The sequence below is a fragment of the Amycolatopsis sp. WGS_07 genome, from assembly GCF_045278895.1.
GTDB lineage: Bacteria > Actinomycetota > Actinomycetes > Mycobacteriales > Pseudonocardiaceae > Amycolatopsis.
The window spans coordinates 8,642,991-8,660,797 of the sequence record NZ_CP136053.1; the positions used below are offsets into that span (position 1 = coordinate 8,642,991).

Consider the following 17,807-nt stretch of genomic DNA (forward strand, 5'->3'; position numbering starts at 1 on the left):
GCCGCCTGCCTTGCCTCCTGGCGGGTCGCGGGTGTGTGATCGGGGACACAGTTTTTTCATCCGCCGTCGCTGAGGAGGCCGCTATGGCCGACAAGCAGAACAGGAGTACCGACACCGGGGCCGCCGTCGCTGTGGACGACCCCGCCAAGGTGCGCAACGTCGTCCTCGTCGGGCCTTCCGGTTCCGGGAAGACCACGCTCACCGAGGCACTGCTCGCCGCGTCCGGCACCGTGCCGCGCGCCGGTTCGGTCGTCGAGGGCACCACGGTGTGCGACCACGACCCGGCGGCGGTGCGCCAGCAGCGCTCGGTCGGGCTTTCCGTCGCCCCGGTGCTGCACGCCGGGCACAAAATCAACCTCATCGACACGCCGGGGTACGCCGATTTCGTGGGCGAGCTGCGCGCCGGGCTGCGCGCCGCGGACGCCGCGCTGTTCGTCGTCTGCGCCGCCGAGGGCGTGGACGCCGCCACCGTCGCGGTGTGGGAGGAGTGCGCGTCGGTGGGAATGCCGCGCGCCGTCGTGGTGTCGCGGCTCGACCACCACCGCGCCGACGCGCTCGCCGAGATCGCCGCCTGCCAGGCCGCCTTCGGCGCCGGCGTGCTCCCGCTGTACCTGCCCGCGCCGGACGGACTGGTCGGGCTCATCACGCAGCGCCAGTACGACTATTCCGCCGGATATCCGCCGCGCGTGGGCGATCCGGACCCGGCGGCCCTGGACGGGCTCGCCGACGCCCGCAACGAGCTGATCGAGGGCATCATCGCCGAGAGCGAGGACGAGACCCTCATGGACCGCTACCTCGGCGGCGAGGAGATCGCCGAGGACGTGCTGATCGCCGACCTCGAAACCGCCGTCGCGCGCGGTTCGTTCCATCCGGTCATCCCCGTGTGCGCGACCACCGGCGTCGGGCTCGCCGAGGTGCTCGACGGCATCGTGCGCGCGTTCCCCTCCCCGCTGGAGCACCAGCCACCCGGCGTGACCAGCCCCGACGGCACCGCGCACGACGAGCTGTCCGCCGACCCGGCCGGCCCCCTCGCGGCCGAGGTCGTGCGCACCGCGGTGGACTCGTACGTGGGACGCGTTTCGCTCGTCCGGGTGTTTTCCGGAACGCTCCGCCCGGAGAACGCCGTGCACGTGTCGGGCCACGGCCTCGCCGAGCGCGGCCACGAAGACCACGACGCCGACGAACGCGTGGCCCACCTGTACTCGCCGCTCGGCGCGAACCTGCGCGAAGTGCCGTACTGCGTGGCGGGCGATCTGTGCGCCCTCACCAAGGTGGGCTCGGCGGAAACCGGCGACACCGTGTCGTCGCCGGACGATCCGCTGCTGATGAAACCGTGGCGGATGCCCGAACCGCTGCTGCCGGTCGCCGTCGTCGCGAAGTCCCGCAGCGACGAGGACACCTTGTCCCGCAACCTTTCCCGGCTGGTCGCGGGCGATCCGACGCTGCGCCTGGAACGCAACGCGGAAACCGGCCAGCTCGTGCTGTGGTGCATGGGCGAAGCACACGCGGACGTCGTCCTGTCGCGGCTGCGCGCGGGCGGCGCGGACGTCGGCACCGAGCCGGTGCGGATCAGCCTGCGCTCCACTTTCGCGAAACCCGCCCGCGGACACGGCCGGCATGTGAAGCAGTCCGGCGGGCACGGGCAGTTCGCGGTGTGCGACATCGAAGTGGAGCCGCTGCCGCGCGGCGGCGGGTTCGAGTTCGTGGACAAGGTGGTCGGCGGTGCCGTGCCGCACCAGTTCATCCCGAGCGTCGAGAAGGGCGTGCGAGCGCAGTTGCAACGCGGCGTCCAGGACGGCTACCCGGTGGTGGACGTGCGCGTGACGCTGACCGACGGGAAGGCGCACAGCGTCGACTCTTCGGACGCCGCGTTCCAGACCGCGGGCGCGCTGGCCCTGCGGGAAGCGGCGGCGGCCAGCCGGATCTCGCTGCTGGAGCCGCTGGACACGGTGGAGGTCACCCTGCCGGACGAACACCTGGGCACCGTGCTGGGCGACCTCTCGTCCCGCCGCGGCCGGGTGCTGGGCACGGAATCCGGGGAGGGCGGGCACACGGTGGTGCACGCGGAGGTACCCGCGGCGGAACTGCTGCGATACGCGGTGGACCTGCGCTCGCTGACCTCGGGGACGGCGACGTTCACGCGGCGGCATGCCCGGTTCGAGCCGATGCCGGAGGGGGCGGTAGCGCCGACGTGACCCGCGCGGGGAGACGGGCGGCGGTCCGTCTCCCCGGTTCCGGGTCACGACTCGGCGGCGGATCGGATTGCCGACGGTTACAGAGAGCAACATTTGCCGGATAGTCCGCGACCTTCCCGATGAATGCCCGACGACAATGCCGGGCCGGGAAGAGGGGCGGACGGAAATGCCTTACGAATTGACCGATCGGCTTGTCCTGGGCGTGGCGTCCAGCGCTCTGTTCGATCTGCGGGAATCGCATGCGGTGTTCGTGGCCGAGGGAGAAGACGGATACCGGTCGTACCAGGAAAGCAAACTCGACGACCCGTTGAGACCGGGTGACGCTTTCCCCTTCATCAGACGGCTGCTCTCGCTCAACGACCTCGCAGACGAAAACGATCCCCCGGTCGAGGTCATCGTCCTTTCCCGCAACACCCCGGACACCGGTCTCCGGGTGATGCGATCAATCCAGCATCACCAGTTGAAGATCACGCGGGCCATCTTCACGCAGGGCCGGTCTCCGTACACTTACATGCAGGTGCTCACCATGTCGCTTTTCCTCTCCGCCAACGAAAAAGACGTCCGGGAGGCCCTCGGGAAAGGCCTCCCCGCAGGCCAGGTGATGAAATCGTCGTTCGTGGACGACCATGACGACGAACTGCGGGTCGCGTTCGACTTCGACGGCGTGCTCTGCGACGACCAGTCGGAACGGATCATGCAAAACGGCGGCCTTCAGGAGTTCCACACCTACGAGACCGCCAATAGCGTGGTACCGCATCCGCCCGGCCCGCTGAAGGATTTCCTCGCGGGTCTCAACCGGCTGCAGGAACTCGAGCGGAAGCGCCTCCGGGACGATCCCAGCTACCAGCGACGCCTTCTGCATTTCCCTCGTCACGGCACGGAACGCGCCGTCCCACGAGAGGCCAGTCCTCAGTCCCAAGCAATGGGGCGCCACCGTGAACGAAGCATTCTTCCTCGGCGGAATCCCGAAAGGCACCGTCATCGACGTGCTGAAGCCGCACATCTTCTTCGACGACCAGAAGCAGCACCTCGACACGACCACCCGGGTACCGAGCGTGCACATCCCCTTCGGAGTCGTGAACGAGCAGCCCTGACCGAACGGAGTCAGAACTCGAACCCGCCCGGCCGCCCGTTCCGATCCGCCACCAACCCCGCCAGCGTCGCGATCGCGATCTCCGCCGGCGTCCGCGAACCGATGTTCAGCCCGACCGGCCGATGCACCCGCGCAATGTCCGATTCCGCCACTCCCAGCGCCCGCAGCGCTTCCACGTGCGGGCCCGGATGCCGCGGGTTGCCCAGCACGCCCACCCACCGCGTCGGCGTCGCCAGTGCGGCCTGCAAAACCGTCCCCAGCTCCGGCCGGTGGTGGTCCGTCACGACGACATCCGCGTCCGGCCCCGGGGAGGGCACGGTCGTGCGGACCTCGACGCCGTCGGGAGCGTCGCTCGCCCGCGCCTCGTCCGGCTCGAACAGCACCGCGCGGTAACCCAGATCGGCCGCGTAGCGCAGCAGGTACCGGGCCACCGGCGAGGCGAACACGGCCACCAGCGTCCGTTCGGCGGGCGCCTCCTCGGCTTCGCCGTGGGCGACGGCGCAGGCATCGGGTTCGGTCGTCATGCGCCCAGTCTGCCTCAGAGGTCCGGCTCGGCGAACTCGAAGTACTCCGGCAGCGGCGCGGTCCCGGCCAGCTTGAAGTAGCGCACTTTCCGGCGCCGCCGCAACGCCAGCGTGTCCCGCACCGCGTCGTTGTGGACGCGGCGCGCGATGACGACCCGGTGTTCGGCGTCGGTCAGTTCCTCGGCGAGCACCACCGGCAGCCGGGATCGGTCGATCCGGGCCAGTGCCAGGGTCAGTTCGTTTTCCGCCGCTTCGCGGTCCGGCCGCGCGGCGCCCTCCGCCCGCGCGGCGGCGGTGTGCAGATCGGTGCCGTCGTGCAGTACTGCGGCCACCGCCCGCGCCACGACCGCCCGGCGCGCGAGGGCGGCCTCCAGCGCGGCCCAGCCCGCGTCGGTCCGGACGTGCAGGCGGTCGAGCCGGTTCGCGGTCGCGACCAGGAACAGCCCGCCGAGCACCACGATCGCGGCCACCGCCACGAGCAGCCACACCAGGACCGTCACGCCGGCTCCCGCTCCCCCGCCGCGACCAGCCGGGGATCCGCCGCGATGGCCGTTTCGTACACCCGCAGCACCTGCGTGACCACGACTCCCCAGTCATAGGCCGTCACCCGCTCGCCCGCCGCGGCGGCGAGCGACGCCCGGTGCGCCGGGTCGCCCAGAAGTTCGCGCAGGCCGTCGGCCAGGGAGGCCGGGTCGCCGGTCGTGGTGAGCATTCCGGCGCGGCCGTCGTCGAGGACGCGGCGGAACGAGTCGAGGCCGCTGGCCAGCACCGGAGTGCCCGCGGCCATCGCCTCGGTGAGGATCATCCCGAAGCTCTCGCCGCCGGTGTTGGGCGCGCAGTAGACGTCCACGCTGCGCAGCGCGCGCGCCTTCGTCTCGTCGTCGACCTGGCCCAGCAGCTCGATGTGCGGCCACAGCTCCGGCCCGGCCATCCGCCGCAGCTGGTCCGGCTCGCCGCGGCCGACCACCAGCAGCCGCAGGTCCTCGAACTCCGGCAGCAGCCGCCGCGCGGCCTCCAGCAGCACGTCCATGCCCTTGCGCGGTTCGGTGAACCGACCGACGAACCCGATCGTCCCGCCCGCCCTCGGGTAGCCGTCCAGCGGCAGGGCGCGGGAGAAGAACTCGACGTCCACCCCGTTCGGGATCTCCACCGCGTCGCCGCCCGCGTGCTCCACCTGCACCCGCCGGGCCAGCGCGGACACCGCGATCCGCGCGGTGATCTTCTCCAGCAGCGGACGCAGCACCGGCTGGAACGCCGCCAGCGTCCGCGAGCGCGTCGTCGCGGTGTGGAAGGTGGCCACGATCGGCCCGTCGGCGACCTTCAGCGCCAGCAGCGACAGGCTCGGCGCGGCCGGTTCGTGCAGGTGCAGCACGTCGAAGCCGTTGTCCCGGATCCAGCGCCGCACCCGGGCGTAGGACACCGGCCCGAACTGCAGCCGCGCGACCGAGCCGTTGTACGGGATCCCCAGCGCCTTGCCCGCCGGGTGCACGAAGTCCGGCAGCTGCGCGTCCTCGTCCGCCGGGGCCAGCACCGACACCCGGTGCCCCCGTTCGAGCAGTGCCTTCGCCAGGTCGATCACGTGCCCCTGGACGCCGCCGGGCACGTCGAACGAGTACGGGCACACGATCCCGATCTTCAACCCGCGCGCCACCCGGGTCAGCTCGCTTCTTCCAGCGCCGCCGCCGCCGAATCGGCGGGCCAGAACGGCTGCAGCATGTGCCAGTCGGCCGGATGCGCGGCGATGTCGCCGGCGAACACGTCGGCCAGCGCCTGCGTCGCGGCGGGCACCTCGGCCCGCGCGGTGACGCGGATGCGCGGATGGATCCGGATCTCCCAGCCGTCCTCGGTGAACCAGCAGCCGGTCGGCAGCAGCGCGGCTCCGGTGGTGGCGGCCAGCCGCGCCGGACCGGGCGGCAGGTGCGTTTTCTCGCCGAAGAACCGCACCGGGATCCCGGACGTCGTCAGGTCGCGGTCCCCCAGCAGGACCACCAGCTTGTTCTCGCGCAACCGCCGCAGCAGCAGCCGCATCGCCGCGCTGTCGCCGGTCAGCGGCACGATCTCGAAGCCGAGCGATTCGCGGAACTCCACGAACCGGCGGAACAGCGATTCGGGCTTGAGCCGCTCCGCGACGGTCGTGAAGGTGCCCGCGTAGCTGGCCAGCCAGACGCCCGCGATGTCCCAGTTCCCGCTGTGCGGCAGCGTCATCACCGCCCCGTTGCCCTCGGCGAGCGCCGCGTCGATGTTCTCCGCCCCGGTCACCGTCACCTGCTTCGCGACCGCCGCGTGGTCCATCGCCGGGAGCCGGAACGTCTCGAACCAGTACCGGGCGTACGACCGCATCGCGCGCCGCACCAGCTCGTCCAGCTCCGCTTCCCCGGCCTGCGGCACCACGCGGGCGAGGTTGGCGCGCAGCTGCCGCACTCCCCCGCCGCCGCGCCGGGCGGCCATGTCGGCGCCGAAGGCGAACGTCGCCGACCCGAACGACTTCGGCAGCCGCCGCGTGAGCCGCCAGCCCGTCGCGTAGCCGAACTCGCTGAGCCGCTGGGACAGTGTGCTCACGGTTGCTTCCCGCCCGCCGACGAGTCGGCCTGTTTCGCCGCGGCCGCCCGCGCCGCGCTCGCCACCGCCGCCGCCCGCTGCAGCAGCGTGATCACCGACAGCACGGCGAGCAGCCACAGCGTGATCTCCACGGTGTAGGGCACCCCCAGGCCGTGCAGCCCGGTGCCGACCAGCGCGATGATCAGCCGCTCCGCGCGTTCCACCAGCCCGCCGTCGGCTTCGAGGCCGGACGCTTCGGCGCGCGCCTTCACGTAGGAAATGACCTGGGCCAGCACGAGGCAGATCAGCGCGGCGGCCGCGGCCCGGTTGTTGTGGTCCTGGACGAAGCACCACCACGCGATAGCGGCGAACAGCGCGCCGTCGACCAGCCGGTCGCAGGTCGCGTCGAGGACCGCGCCGAAGGGCGTGCCGTACCCGCGGGCGCGCGCCATCGCGCCGTCGAGCAGGTCGAGCATCGCGAAGCCCCACACGGTGAACGTGCCCCACAGCAGCATGCCCTGCGGGAAGAACGCCAGCGCGCACGCGACGGCTCCCGCGGTGCCGAGCACGGTCATCGCGTTCGGGGTCAGTCCGGCGCGGACCAGGGTGGCGCCGATCGGGTCCGTCACGCGGGAGACCGAGGCACGGGCGAAAATGTTGAGCATCTTCCTCGTCTGTGCACCTGATTCGGGGGCGGGTGGGCGACGAAAGCCTATCGACCCCGCTGTCCGAACCGGACCCGCCCGCCCGCGACCCGCCGGAACGTCAGCCGGATTTCGGCAGTTCGGCGACCGGCGCGGCGAATTCCGCCGCCTCCTCGGCCTCGCGCACGGCCTGGCACCGAGGGCGCAGCCCGGCCAGGATCGCCTCGGAAATCTCGCCGAGCTGGCCCACCTGCTCGGGGGTCAGCTGGTCGAACAGCGTCTCCCGGACCGCCTCGACGTGCCCGGGCGCGGCCTCCTTCAGCGCGGCGAACCCGGCCTCGGTGAGCACGGCCCACGAGCCGCGCTTGTCCGTCGGACACGATTCGCGCTGGACCCAGCCCTTGGCCTCCAGCCGCGCGACCGCGTGCGACAGCCGGCTGCGCGACGAACCGCGCACCGACGCGAGTTCGCTCATCCGCAGCCGCCAGCCGTCCGCCTCGGACAGCGCGACGAGCACCTCGTAGTACGTGTGCGGCATGCCCGACTCGTGCTGCAGCTGTCCTTCGAGGTGTGCGTGCAGCAGCGAGCTGGCCTGGGCGTAGGCGCGCCAGACCCGCTGCTCTTCGTCGGTCAGCCAGCGTGGTTCGGACATATCGTCATCATACGCTGGTTGAGCACTCAATTACCGAGGCGCGACGGGCCTCACCACGCGCCCGCCAGCAGGTCCCGGGTTTCGCCGAGCAGCTGCGGCAGCACCTTCGTGTGCCCGATCACCGGCATGAAGTTCGCGTCGCCGCCCCAGCGCGGGACCAGGTGCTGGTGCAGATGCGCGGCGATGCCCGCCCCGGCGATCACACCCTGGTTCATCCCGATGTTGAACCCGTGCGCCGCCGACACCGCCCGGATCACGCCCATCGCGTGCTGGGTGAACTCCGCCAGCTCGCGCGTCTCCTCGGGCGTGAGGTCCGGGTAGTCCGCGACGTGCCGGTACGGAACCACCATCAGGTGCCCCGGGTTGTACGGGTACAGGTTCAGCACCGCGAACACCGTCTCGCCGCGGGCGATGATCAGCGCGCGCTTGTCGTCGCCGAGTCCGGGCAGGCGGCAGAACGGGCAGCCGTCGGACTCGTCGCCGTCCGGCTTGTCCTGGCCCCGGATGTAGGCCATCCGGTGCGGGGTCCACAGCCGCTGCAGCGCGTCCGGGACCCCGACGCCGTCCTGTTCGACGAGTTCCGGCTCGGTCACTTCAGGATCTTCTCCACGGCCTCGGCCGACGGAGACGCGTTCTCCCGCCGCTGCACCCATTCGGCGATCGCCTCGACCGCCTGGTCCACCGGGACGCCGTTGATCTGGCCGCCGTCGCGGAACCGGAACGACACCGCGCCCGCCTCCGCGTCCTTCGCGCCGGCCAGCAGCAGGAACGGCACCTTCTGCGTGGTGTGCGTGCGGATCTTCTTCTGCATCCGGTCGTCGCTCGCGTCGACCTCGACGCGGATCCCCTTGGCGCGCAACGCCTTCTCGACGTCGCGGAGGTACTCGACCTGGTCCGCGGTGATCGGGATGGCGACCGTCTGCACCGGCGAGAGCCACGCCGGGAACGCGCCCGCGTAGTGCTCGGTCAGCACGCCGAAGAACCGCTCGATCGAGCCGAACAGCGCGCGGTGGATCATGATCGGCCGCTGGCGGCTGCCGTCGGAGGCGGTGTACTCCAGGCCGAACCGCTTGTTCTGGTTGAAGTCCAGCTGGATGGTCGACATCTGCCAGGTGCGGCCGATGGCGTCCTTCGCCTGCACCGAGATCTTCGGGCCGTAGAAGGCCGCGCCGCCCGGGTCCGGCACCAGTTCGAGGCCGGAGTCGACGGCGGCCTGGCGCAGCGTCTCGGTGGCCTCCTCCCACTCCCAGTCCTCGCCGATGAACTTGTCCGAGTCCCCTCGCGTGGACAGTTCGAGGTAGAAGTCGGACAGGCCGTAGTCGGCCAGCAGGTCCAGCACGAACTTGAGCAGCGACCGCAGTTCGGACGGCATCTGCTCCTTGGTGCAGTAGATGTGCGAATCGTCCATCGTCAGGCCGCGCACGCGGGTGAGGCCGTGCACGACGCCGGACTTCTCGTAGCGGTAGACGGTGCCGAACTCGAACAGCCGCAGCGGCAGTTCGCGGTAGGACCGCCCGCGCGAGCGGAAGATCAGGTTGTGCATCGGGCAGTTCATCGCCTTGAGGTAGTAGTCCTCTTCCTCGAACTGCACCGGCGGGAACATGGTGTCCGCGTAGTACGGGAGGTGCCCGGAGGTGTGGAACAGGTCGCCCTTGGAGATGTGCGGCGTGTTCACGAACTCATAGCCGGCTTCCTCGTGCCTGCGGCGCGAGTAGTTCTCCAGCTCGCGGCGGATGATGCCGCCCTTGGGGTGGAACACCGGCAGCCCGGAGCCGATCTCCTCGGGGAAGGAGAACAGGTCCAGCTCGGCGCCGAGCTTGCGGTGGTCGCGGCGCTCGGCCTCGGCGAGGCGCTCGAGGTGCGCGTCCTGCGCCTCGGCCGATTCCCAGGCGGTGCCGTAGATCCGTTGCAGCTGCGGGTTTTTCTCGTTGCCGCGCCAGTACGCGGCGGCCACCCGGGTGAGCTTGAAGGCCGGGATGAACTTGGTGGTGGGCACGTGCGGGCCGCGGCAGAGGTCGCTCCACACGCGTTCCTTGGTGCGCGGGTCGAGGTTGTCGTAGATGGTCAGCTCTCCCCCGCCGACCTCCATCACCTCGGTGGTGTCCACATCGGACTTGAGGTCCACCAGCTCGAGCTTGAACGGCTCGTCCTTCAGCTCTTCCTTGGCCTCGTCCGTCGAAGCGAAGACGCGGCGCGAGAACTGCTGCGCGCCCTTGACGATCTGCTTCATCCGCTTCTCGAGCTTCTGCAGATCCTCGGGCGTGAACGGCTTTTCGACGGCGAAGTCGTAGTAGAAGCCGTCGCGCACCGGCGGGCCGATGCCGAGCTTGGCGTCCGGGAATTCCTGCTGCACGGCCTGGGCGAGCACGTGGGCGGCAGAGTGCCGGATCACGCTGCGGCCGTCCTCGGTGTTCGCCGCGACTGCTTCGACCTGCGCCTCGGCCTCGGGGGCCCACGCGAGGTCGCGCAGCTTCCCGTCGGCGTCGCGGACGACGACGATCGTGTCCGGGCCCTTGGTGGGCAGCCCGGCTTCGCGCACCGCGGCGCCCGCCGTAGTGCCCGCCGGCACCACCACGCGCGGGGCGGGTACGGCGGCAGCTGACGACGGTTGGGACACGATCGGACTCCTTTGGGAGAAGTAAGTGAAACGACTCCCGCTGATGCTAGTCGGCGGCGGGATCGCCGATTCGACCGCCGTCGCCCGGGACGCCGAGAGGCCGCCCCGGGCGTGCGGGGCGGCCTCTCGGCGACAGCGATGGGGTCAGAGGGTCTCGACGACCTGGTCGAAGTCGAGCCGCGGCAGGCGGTCGAACCACGGGTTCTCGCCCGGCTTGCCGACGTTCACCACAACGAGCGAACGCCAGTTGTTGCCGGAGAAGAACTCCTTGTCCACGCCCGCGGCGTCGAAGCCGGTCATCGGGCCCGCGGCCAGTCCGGCGGCGCGCACGCCGATGATGAAGTAGCCGACCTGCAGCAGCGAGTTCAGCTTGGAGAACTCGACGCGGCCCGCCTCGTCGGCGAAGTTGTCCTTCACGCCCGGGTTGTGCGGGAAGGTCTGCGGGATGTTCTCGTGGAAGTCGACGTCCGCGGCCAGGATCACGGTCAGCGGCGCGGTCTCGGTCTTGGCGCGGTTGCCCTCGGCCAGGTGCGGCAGCAGGCGCTGCTTGGCCTCGTCGCTGCGGATCACCAGCGCGCGCAGCGGCTGGGTGTTCATCGACGTCGGGGCCCACTTGACGAGGTCGTAGATCGCCCGGACCTGCTCGTCGGTCACCGGCTCGGAGCTGAAGCTGTTGGCGGTGCGCGCCTCGCGGAAGAGCAGGTCCTGCACCTCGGCGGGCACCTGCAGCTGCTGCTCGGATTCTGCGAAAGTAGTCATCGGAGTCCCTCGTTCCTTCCCATGCTGTCGCCTACGCAGGGCACCAACATGGTTGAACGCTTGACTATTTCGCCTCCGGGCCGGATGTGACCCAGCGCACCGCCGGAGCGGTCAGTAGGCCCCCTGCCCGGCGAGCACGGCACGGAAAGTCTTCCACAGGATCACCAGGTCCAGCGCCAGCGACCAGTCCTCGACATAGCGCAGGTCGAGCCGGATGCTCTCGTCCCAGGACAGATCGCTGCGCCCGCTCACCTGCCACAGCCCGGTCAGCCCCGGCTTCACCAGCAGCCTGCGGCGCGCGGCCGGGGCATACGTCGCGGTCTCCTCCGGCAGCGGAGGCCGGGGCCCCACCAGCGACATCCGCCCGGCGACGACGTTGAACAGCTGCGGCAGCTCGTCGAGCGAGTACCGCCGCAGCAGCCCGCCGACCTTCGTCACCCGGGGGTCCTTCTTCATCTTGAACAGCGGCCCCGCGCCCTCGTTGGCGGTCTCCAGGTCGCTGCGGATCAGATGCGCGTTGACGACCATGGTGCGGAATTTGAGCATGGTGAACGCTTCGCCGTCCTTGCCGATGCGCCGCTGCCGGTAAATCACCGGACCCCGGTCGCCCGCCTTCACCGCCACCGCGATCGCCAGCAGGATCGGCGAGAACAGCGCGAGCAGCACCGCCGCCCCGCACCGGTCGACGACCTCCTTGACCAGCCGGCGGCCGCCGGTGAACGCGGGCGCGGTGACGCGCAGCAGCGGCATGCCCAGCACCCCGCTGACGTTCAGCCGCGGCCCGGCGACCTCCATCAGCACCGGCGCGACGACCATCTCCGACGACGTGCCTTCGAGATCCCAGGCCAGCCGCTGCAACCGCTCCGGATTCCAGTACTGGTCGCCCGTGATGGCCACGACCCGGTACCCGCCGCGGCGCACGTGCCGGGAAAGCTCCTCGAGCCGCCCGACCACCGGCACCCCCTCGATCTCCCCGGTGCCGGTGGACGTGCACACCGCCTCGACCCGCCATCCGACGTGCGCTTCGGTCCGCGTCCGCCGGATCAGGTCGGCGACGGTTTCCGCGCTGCCCGCCGCCATCACCGGCAGCAGGCACAGCCCGCGCCGCCGTCTCCGGTGCAGAATCTGCCTCAGCACGTATCGCTGGGGAAACAGCACCAATGCGACGGCGGGCACCACGAAAAACACCCACGGCTGCACTTCGAGCGCACCGAACAGCAATCCGCCGAACGCGACCAGAACCGCGGCGGTGATCAATGCCCGCCCCAGCGTGCGGTATTCCTCCGGGCCTTCGCCCAGCACCCGCGGGCTCCAGGCGCGGCTGACCGGAAGGGCGCACAGAATCGCGAACGCGGTGCCGAACGCGTGCATGTCGTGCGGCGCGAGCCGGTCGATGACGAACGCGCTGATCGCGATCACCAGGCAGGCCGCGACGAGATCCGACGCGATCACCGTCCGGCGGTACCGCTTTTCCCATTCCGCGGCGTGCGTTTTCGGCGGATCGCCCTCGGCCGGGCAGACCCCGGCCGGGTCGAGCGGCGCGGCCGCCGCGTCGGCCGGCGGCGCGGGGACCGCCCTCAGGTCGACCCGCGGCAGCGCGACGCCGTCCGCGGGCCATGACCGCACCGGTTCTTCCATCAGTCCTCCCGCGCTGCGCAAGCTCCCCGGACCTGATCGCCGCCGGCACGCTGAGTCAGGACCGGCAATCACCGTCAGTGATCATGATCCGGTCCGGCCCGCTGTCGCCGAAGGTGTGACGCTCGCCAAGGTATCGGGCGGTCAGCGAGCGGCGTTACAGAGATTTTCCAGCCACAGCCTGCAAGTCTTCCCCGTCAAGAAGCACCGGGAAGATAACGGGAATGTCACGATGGGTCACGCTGGCCCGGCAACCGGAATTACCCGCAGTAGTCAAGTTTCCCACTACCTACACCGATCGGCCCAGCGGGCCCGCAGCCGATTCAGCTCCCCCGGGCGGGGCATCCGCCGTTCCCTCGCCCGGGCGCACCGCCGTTCGGGCACATGCCTTCCGCCGACCCGCCGATTCCCCTTGCCCGCGAGGCAATCCGCGCCGGAACGCGCGGACTGCCCCGCCTGCGGCCATTCGAGTGGTCCGAACCATTCCCGCTCCCGGCAGGTATGCGTGCCGTGCATTTCTGCCGGACTAGCCGTCCACAACGGACATACCCCGGTGTCAGGCGGTCGGCGGCGCCGCGGCCGTCGCGTTGAGCGCGGTCACCACGGCCTGCTCCTCGAAGTCGAAGTGCGCCTCCAGTTCTCCGGCCAGCCGCTCCAATTCGGCCCGCAGCCGGGCCGGGTCGGATTCGCCGTCGACCAGCTCCTGGATCGAGCCCTGCAACCGCGCCACCGTCTGATGCTGTTCGGCAAGCTGCGCGAGGGCGGGCGCGAGCGCCGGGAACTGCTCGGCCAGCGAGGGAAACACCGCCGAATCCTCGCCGACGTGATGCCGGCGCAAGGCGGTGCAGAAGCTGAGGCAATGGGTGCGCATCTCCTGCGCCAGATCGGGTTTCGGCCGGACGACGGCCGTCGCGGCGCCGTTGACGACGTTGTCCGCCTGCTCGCGCAACATCCGCAACTCAGCGCGGAACCATTCGTGCACCTCGACGAGCCAATCGCCCATGCCTTTGACCCGCTCTTCCCCGGCCCGCGCTTCGATCCGGTGCAATACGACCACCGGAATCCGCCGCGTCGTCTGTGCTTGGTAATCGCCGTATCCCGGAGCTTCGGCGACGACTCGCGCGAACAGTTTCTCGTACGCCGCTCCTTGCGGAATAGCGGCGATCGCGCGATAAGCGCCGTCGCGGGTTTCCACCGTGACAATCGGATTCCGCCGGATGTTGTGGTACCAGCCGGGATGGCGGTCCGCCCCGTTCGCGGAGGCGACGACCAAGCCGTCGCCGTCGATCTCCAGATAGCCGAGCAGCACTTCCCGGCGCAGCCCGGTTTTCGCGCCGGTCGTCGTCAGCACCGCCAGCGACCAGCCCTCGAACATGCCGCCCAGCGCACCGCGGTTCGCGCGGAACTCCTCGATGAGACGGCGGTGAAAATCGTTGCTCACACAATTCCTTTCGGTATTTCCCGGAAAGGAGGCATCGAGCACAGGAAGGGACGCCAAAAGACCCCGCAGGCGTAAGCATGGCGCAGCGATCCCAGGGAAGGATCCGCGAAACTGCGAGAGACGGAGAACCCGATCTCTGTGCTGGCTGGTTAGCCGCTACCTCCATGCGTAGGCCCATACGGGGCGCACAGCTAAGTTAGCAGAGCCGCGGAACCTCGCGCGACCCAGGCTGAATCCTTTCGCCGGGCCGGTCGCTCTTATGGACGTGCGGCCACGAGGCCGACGCGGTGAAGGAGGTTCGATGACTGTAGTCATTGTCGCGGCAGTGGTCGTGGCGGTTCTGGTGTGCAGCTGCGTGGTGTTCCTGCGAGCGCGCGGCAGGTCGAAGCGTGGCTGAGCCCTGGCCGGCCGACCAGCTCGTGCTGGCGGCGCAGCGCGGCGACGAGGCGTCGATCGCGGTACTGGTCTCCGGCGCGTACCCGCATGTCCGGCGGTTCGCGTTCTCGCTGTGCGCGAGCAGCCAGGACGCGGAGGACGCGGCACAGGAAGCGATGATCGTCCTGTTCCGCAAGATCGGGACCCTGCGGGCGACGGCCGCGCTCGCGTCGTGGATGTTCCGCATCGTGCGCAACGAGTGCCTGCGCCGGGCGCGCACCCTCGTGCAGCGCGACGACCCGCTCCCGGAGGCCGCGGGCCCGTCCGCCGAGGACGACGTGCTGAGCAGGCTGGAGGTCGAACGCCTGTCCGCCGCCATCGCGGCACTGCCCGCCGACCAGCGCGGCGTACTGATCATGCGCGACATCCAGGGCCTGCCGGGCAAGACCGTCGCCGCCGCGCTGGGCCTGAGCACGGCGGCGATGAAGTCGCGGCTGCACCGCGCCCGCGCCGCTGTCCGCTCCTGCCTGGATCTCCCGGAGGAAACCCGATGAGCACGTCGTTCGCCAGCAAATCCCTTTCGGCCCATCTGACGCGCGGAGTGGTCGGATTCGGCCTGATCGCCGCGTCGATCGCGCTGGCTCCGGTGGTCGGGTGGGCCAGCCTGCTGGCGCTCCCGGCCGGCGTGCTGGCCCTGCGCGGCTGCCCAACGTGCTGGGCGATCGGGCTGGTGCAGACCCTGTCGCGCGGCCGCCTGGAGCGGACCTGCGAGGACGGGCAATGCCGGCTGGAACCGTCTCGGGAAGCACCAGTGGACCCTGTTGCACCCCGGTAAGGGTATTTGTACACTCTCATAGGTGGAGATCGTTCACCTTGACGAGAGCAACTGGGTCCTCAGCGAGGAGGACGTGGCCACCCTCGAAAGCGTGGGGAACACCCTGCGCCGCGAGGACGGCCACGTCTTCATGCGCGAGGGGAAGCCAGCGACTTCCTGCTGCTGATCAAGAAAGGCCACGTCAAGGTCCTCACCGGCCAGCCGCCGCGCATCGTGGCGTTCCGGGGCCCGCGCGAGACGGTCGGCGAACTCGGCGTGCTCGACGACGAGCCGCGGTCGGCCACCGTGATCGCCTGGGGCGACGTCGAGGTGCTGCACGTTCCGGCGGCCGAGCTGAAGAACTTCCTCGACCAGCACCGCGACGCGGAGCGAGCGCTGCACACGGCAGTCCGCAAACGGCTCGCCCAAGCGACGCGGAAGATCTCCGACTCCGACCTGGCCACCGAGCGGCGCATCGCCAAGGCGCTCACCGACCTGGTCCGGAACGGTCTCTGCGAGATCGTCGACGGCACGCCGACGATCCGCTTGAGCCAGAAGGATCTCGCGTCGCTGACCGGGGCTTCGCTCGAAGCGGCCAAGAAAGTCGTCCGCGTCTTCAAGGGAATCGGCCTCATCGACACCGGCCGGTTCCAGATCCGCGTGACGGACGCCGCCGCGCTGGCGCACATAGCCGACGGCAAGCCCGCCTCGTCGTGGTGACCCGCCGTGCCGCCCCTCTACGAGCACCTGACGAACGCCTGGGTCCTCCTCGCCCTGACCGCCGGCCTGATCGTCCGCCAGCTGGTCAAGCTGCTGATGTTCCGCGCCGCCCTCAAAAACAGCAGACCGTCCGAGCGCGCCAAGATCATCCACGCCATGCGCGGCCTGATCGGCAAACCCCCGCCCCCGGACGACAAGGACCCCCCGTGACAGCCACCCAAGAACACCAGGTCACAGACAACCCCCTGGTCCGGGAACTAGCCGCCCTGAACCTGGATCCGGACCACTTCGTCATCTTCGGCAGCGCCCCGTTACTGGCCCATGGACTCCGCACCACAGTCCACGACTTGGACGTAGTCGCCCGCGGCGACGTCCTGACCTGGGCGCAGCAAACGGGAACCCCCGCCATCGGCACCCACAGCGGCGACCCCGTCTGGCACCTGTGCGAGGGCCGCATCCAGGTCTCCGCAGGCTGGATCACCCCGCAGTGGAACCCCACCGCCCTCATCGACAACGCAGACCTCATCGAGGGCCTGCGCTTCGCCCGCCTGCTCGACGTCCTGCACTACAAACAAGAACTACGCCGCCCCAAAGACCTGGCAGACATCAAAAAAATCCAAGCCCACCTACGCCCCTGAGCAGCACCTAGCAACGCGACCACGGCCGGGGGTCCAGGGGGCTCGCCCCCTGGCGGGGGTTTGGGGGTTCGACCCCCAAGGCACACAACGAAGGTCCCTTGTCCGCGCTTTTTGCGGACAAGGGACCTTCGGAACTTCGGTGGGCGATACTGGGATCGAACCAGTGACCTCTTCGGTGTGAACGAAGCGCTCTCCCGCTGAGCTAATCGCCCGCTCGCGGTGCGAAGTCAGAGTACCGCACGACTTTCGGGGGCCTGCAAACGGGTGGTTTGGCCTGACTACAGCGCGTCTGCCTGCGAATACCGTCCGAACAATCCCGAGCTAGCCGAGGCTCTGTTCGGGAGGGGGCGCGTGCGGGCGTCCGCGACATCCGTGCGACGGTGCTATCGCACAGCGGCCGAACCGCGCAAGATGTACTGGTGGCTCCCCACCGGGCGCCCGCTGAAGGCTGCGCGGCACGGACGGCGACGGACCGGACGGACCTCGGGGCAGACGGTCTCGAACGGGTGATCTCGAGCGCACTCGCGACGGATCCGGGCCCCTGGTGCGTCTCACCGTTGTCCTCGGTCGTCCGGGCCGGGAAGGGAGACGAAGGGTAGGACGATGCGCAACGATCACGTGACGCTCCGCTCGACGGCGGTCTTCGACCTGCTGGCGCCGCGGACCCCGGCGGTTCCGGTGAAGGTGGAGCTGCGCTACGACACCCGCGACCCCTACGCCGTCGTCGCCGCTTTCCGCACCGGGCGGGCCGGCTGGGTCGAATGGGTTTACGCGCGCGACCTGCTCGCCGACGGCCTGCTCGCCGACGCGGGCGACGGGGACGTCCGCATCCGGCCTTCGGTCGAGGATCCGGAGTCGGTCCTGATCGAGCTGAACTCGCCGTCCGGGCACGCCATGTTCGAGGCGTCCGCGCAGGAGCTGGCCGATTTCCTCGACCGCACCTACGACGTCGTGCTGCCGGGCAACGAGCATCTGTGGGTCGACGTCGACGACGCGCTCACCCACCTGATCCCGAACGATCTGGCCTGATCACCGGCCCGCGAGCGGGTCAGCAACCCCCGGTGGCACGGCGGTCGCCGGGGTCGGATATGGTTCTTTCACACCACGGCGACGGGGTGCGGGCCGGAATCGAGAGATTCCCGGCACGTCTCGGAGCCGCAGG

Annotated in this window: 20 protein-coding genes, 1 tRNA gene and 1 pseudogene; 10 read left to right on the forward strand and 12 right to left on the reverse strand. The window is 70.1% G+C overall.

Annotation, left to right across the window (positions count from 1 at the left end; all coding sequences use genetic code 11):
- Nucleotides 1-83 precede the first annotated feature (83 nt).
- The 3 genes and pseudogenes from RPX00_RS40665 (at nucleotide 84) to RPX00_RS40675 (ending at nucleotide 3,289) form a co-directional block, all read left to right on the forward strand.
- The gene (locus RPX00_RS40665) at nucleotides 84-2,195 is read left to right on the forward strand and encodes an elongation factor G-like protein EF-G2 (RefSeq protein WP_406633684.1); all 2,112 of its coding nucleotides are present in this window, start codon (nucleotides 84-86) and stop codon (nucleotides 2,193-2,195) included.
- Between the two features lie 166 nt (nucleotides 2,196-2,361).
- Nucleotides 2,362-2,958, forward strand: a pseudogene (locus RPX00_RS40670) (5'-nucleotidase); the annotation flags it as partial.
- Between the two features lie 97 nt (nucleotides 2,959-3,055).
- A complete protein-coding gene (locus tag RPX00_RS40675) occupies nucleotides 3,056-3,289 on the forward strand; it encodes a 5'-nucleotidase (RefSeq protein ID WP_406643248.1) in 234 nt (77 codons plus the stop codon).
- A 10-nt stretch (nucleotides 3,290-3,299) separates the two neighbouring features.
- Here the strand turns inward: RPX00_RS40675 and RPX00_RS40680 are convergent, their stop codons facing one another.
- The 11 genes from RPX00_RS40680 to RPX00_RS40730 form a co-directional block, all read right to left on the reverse strand.
- Nucleotides 3,300-3,812 carry an XdhC family protein gene (locus RPX00_RS40680; RefSeq protein ID WP_406633686.1) on the reverse strand — a complete coding sequence of 171 codons (513 nt, stop codon included), beginning with the start codon at nucleotides 3,810-3,812 and terminating at the stop codon, nucleotides 3,300-3,302.
- 14 nt (nucleotides 3,813-3,826) lie between these two features.
- Nucleotides 3,827-4,312, reverse strand: a complete 486-nt coding sequence (locus tag RPX00_RS40685) for an NUDIX hydrolase (protein WP_406633688.1) — start codon at nucleotides 4,310-4,312, stop codon at nucleotides 3,827-3,829.
- On the reverse strand, nucleotides 4,309-5,451 hold the full coding sequence (locus RPX00_RS40690) for a glycosyltransferase family 4 protein (RefSeq protein ID WP_406643251.1): 1,143 nt from the start codon (nucleotides 5,449-5,451) through the stop codon (nucleotides 4,309-4,311). The genes RPX00_RS40685 and RPX00_RS40690 overlap by 4 nt, the downstream gene beginning before the upstream one ends.
- A 17-nt stretch (nucleotides 5,452-5,468) precedes the next feature.
- On the reverse strand, nucleotides 5,469-6,371 hold the full coding sequence (locus RPX00_RS40695) for a phosphatidylinositol mannoside acyltransferase (RefSeq protein ID WP_406633690.1): 903 nt from the start codon (nucleotides 6,369-6,371) through the stop codon (nucleotides 5,469-5,471).
- A complete protein-coding gene (pgsA, locus tag RPX00_RS40700; RefSeq protein ID WP_406633692.1) occupies nucleotides 6,368-7,015 on the reverse strand; it encodes a phosphatidylinositol phosphate synthase in 648 nt (215 codons plus the stop codon). The genes RPX00_RS40695 and pgsA overlap by 4 nt, the downstream gene beginning before the upstream one ends.
- A gap of 100 nt (nucleotides 7,016-7,115) precedes the next feature.
- A complete protein-coding gene (locus RPX00_RS40705) occupies nucleotides 7,116-7,646 on the reverse strand; it encodes a MarR family winged helix-turn-helix transcriptional regulator (protein ID WP_406633694.1) in 531 nt (176 codons plus the stop codon).
- Nucleotides 7,647-7,696: 50 nt separating this feature from the next.
- Entirely contained in the window at nucleotides 7,697-8,239 is a 543-nt protein-coding gene (locus RPX00_RS40710; protein WP_406633696.1) for an HIT family protein, read from the reverse strand.
- The gene (gene thrS, locus RPX00_RS40715; protein ID WP_406633698.1) at nucleotides 8,236-10,263 is read right to left on the reverse strand and encodes a threonine--tRNA ligase; all 2,028 of its coding nucleotides are present in this window, start codon (nucleotides 10,261-10,263) and stop codon (nucleotides 8,236-8,238) included. Before thrS ends, RPX00_RS40710 begins: the two co-directional genes overlap by 4 nt.
- A 144-nt stretch (nucleotides 10,264-10,407) precedes the next feature.
- The gene (locus RPX00_RS40720; protein ID WP_406633700.1) at nucleotides 10,408-11,022 is read right to left on the reverse strand and encodes a malonic semialdehyde reductase; all 615 of its coding nucleotides are present in this window, start codon (nucleotides 11,020-11,022) and stop codon (nucleotides 10,408-10,410) included.
- Nucleotides 11,023-11,133: 111 nt separating this feature from the next.
- Complete coding sequence (locus RPX00_RS40725; protein ID WP_406633701.1) at nucleotides 11,134-12,660, reverse strand: sugar transferase; 1,527 nt, start codon at nucleotides 12,658-12,660, stop codon at nucleotides 11,134-11,136.
- A 553-nt stretch (nucleotides 12,661-13,213) separates the two neighbouring features.
- Complete coding sequence (locus tag RPX00_RS40730; protein ID WP_406633703.1) at nucleotides 13,214-14,098, reverse strand: nitroreductase/quinone reductase family protein; 885 nt, start codon at nucleotides 14,096-14,098, stop codon at nucleotides 13,214-13,216.
- A gap of 389 nt (nucleotides 14,099-14,487) precedes the next feature.
- On the opposite strand from RPX00_RS40730, the gene RPX00_RS40735 reads away from it, so the two are divergent.
- Genes RPX00_RS40735 through RPX00_RS40760 form a run of 6 tightly spaced genes read left to right on the forward strand, consistent with a single transcriptional unit; the run spans nucleotide 14,488 to nucleotide 16,645 of the window.
- On the forward strand, nucleotides 14,488-15,027 hold the full coding sequence (locus RPX00_RS40735) for an RNA polymerase sigma factor (protein ID WP_406633705.1): 540 nt from the start codon (nucleotides 14,488-14,490) through the stop codon (nucleotides 15,025-15,027).
- Entirely contained in the window at nucleotides 15,024-15,308 is a 285-nt protein-coding gene (locus tag RPX00_RS40740; RefSeq protein ID WP_406633707.1) for a hypothetical protein, read from the forward strand. The genes RPX00_RS40735 and RPX00_RS40740 overlap by 4 nt, the downstream gene beginning before the upstream one ends.
- Nucleotides 15,309-15,330: 22 nt before the next feature.
- Nucleotides 15,331-15,474: a hypothetical protein gene (locus RPX00_RS40745; RefSeq protein WP_406633709.1), complete on the forward strand. Its 144-nt coding sequence runs from the start codon at nucleotides 15,331-15,333 to the stop codon at nucleotides 15,472-15,474.
- A complete protein-coding gene (locus RPX00_RS40750; protein WP_406643253.1) occupies nucleotides 15,474-16,007 on the forward strand; it encodes a Crp/Fnr family transcriptional regulator in 534 nt (177 codons plus the stop codon). Before RPX00_RS40745 ends, RPX00_RS40750 begins: the two co-directional genes overlap by 1 nt.
- Nucleotides 16,008-16,013: 6 nt before the next feature.
- On the forward strand, nucleotides 16,014-16,217 hold the full coding sequence (locus tag RPX00_RS40755) for a hypothetical protein (RefSeq protein WP_406633711.1): 204 nt from the start codon (nucleotides 16,014-16,016) through the stop codon (nucleotides 16,215-16,217).
- Nucleotides 16,214-16,645 carry a hypothetical protein gene (locus tag RPX00_RS40760; protein ID WP_406633713.1) on the forward strand — a complete coding sequence of 144 codons (432 nt, stop codon included), beginning with the start codon at nucleotides 16,214-16,216 and terminating at the stop codon, nucleotides 16,643-16,645. The genes RPX00_RS40755 and RPX00_RS40760 overlap by 4 nt, the downstream gene beginning before the upstream one ends.
- Nucleotides 16,646-16,785: 140 nt before the next feature.
- On the opposite strand, the gene RPX00_RS40765 is transcribed toward RPX00_RS40760, so the two are convergent.
- Nucleotides 16,786-16,857: transfer RNA gene (locus RPX00_RS40765), tRNA-Val, on the reverse strand.
- Between the two features lie 391 nt (nucleotides 16,858-17,248).
- Here RPX00_RS40765 and RPX00_RS40770 point away from each other — a divergent pair.
- Nucleotides 17,249-17,674, forward strand: a complete 426-nt coding sequence (locus RPX00_RS40770; protein WP_005159130.1) for an SsgA family sporulation/cell division regulator — start codon at nucleotides 17,249-17,251, stop codon at nucleotides 17,672-17,674.
- The last annotated feature ends 133 nt before the right edge of the window (nucleotides 17,675-17,807 follow it).

Coding starts and splice junctions, on each gene's coding strand:
- RPX00_RS40665 (WP_406633684.1), top strand. CDS start 84: ATGGCCGACAAGCAGAACAGGAGTACCGACACCGGGGCCGCCGTCGCT.
- RPX00_RS40770 (WP_005159130.1), top strand. CDS start 17,249: ATGCGCAACGATCACGTGACGCTCCGCTCGACGGCGGTCTTCGACCTG.
- RPX00_RS40740 (WP_406633707.1), top strand. CDS start 15,024: ATGAGCACGTCGTTCGCCAGCAAATCCCTTTCGGCCCATCTGACGCGC.
- RPX00_RS40705 (WP_406633694.1), bottom strand. CDS start 7,646: ATGTCCGAACCACGCTGGCTGACCGACGAAGAGCAGCGGGTCTGGCGC.
- pgsA (WP_406633692.1), bottom strand. CDS start 7,015: ATGCTCAACATTTTCGCCCGTGCCTCGGTCTCCCGCGTGACGGACCCG.
- RPX00_RS40720 (WP_406633700.1), bottom strand. CDS start 11,022: ATGACTACTTTCGCAGAATCCGAGCAGCAGCTGCAGGTGCCCGCCGAG.
- RPX00_RS40725 (WP_406633701.1), bottom strand. CDS start 12,660: ATGGAAGAACCGGTGCGGTCATGGCCCGCGGACGGCGTCGCGCTGCCG.
- RPX00_RS40680 (WP_406633686.1), bottom strand. CDS start 3,812: ATGACGACCGAACCCGATGCCTGCGCCGTCGCCCACGGCGAAGCCGAG.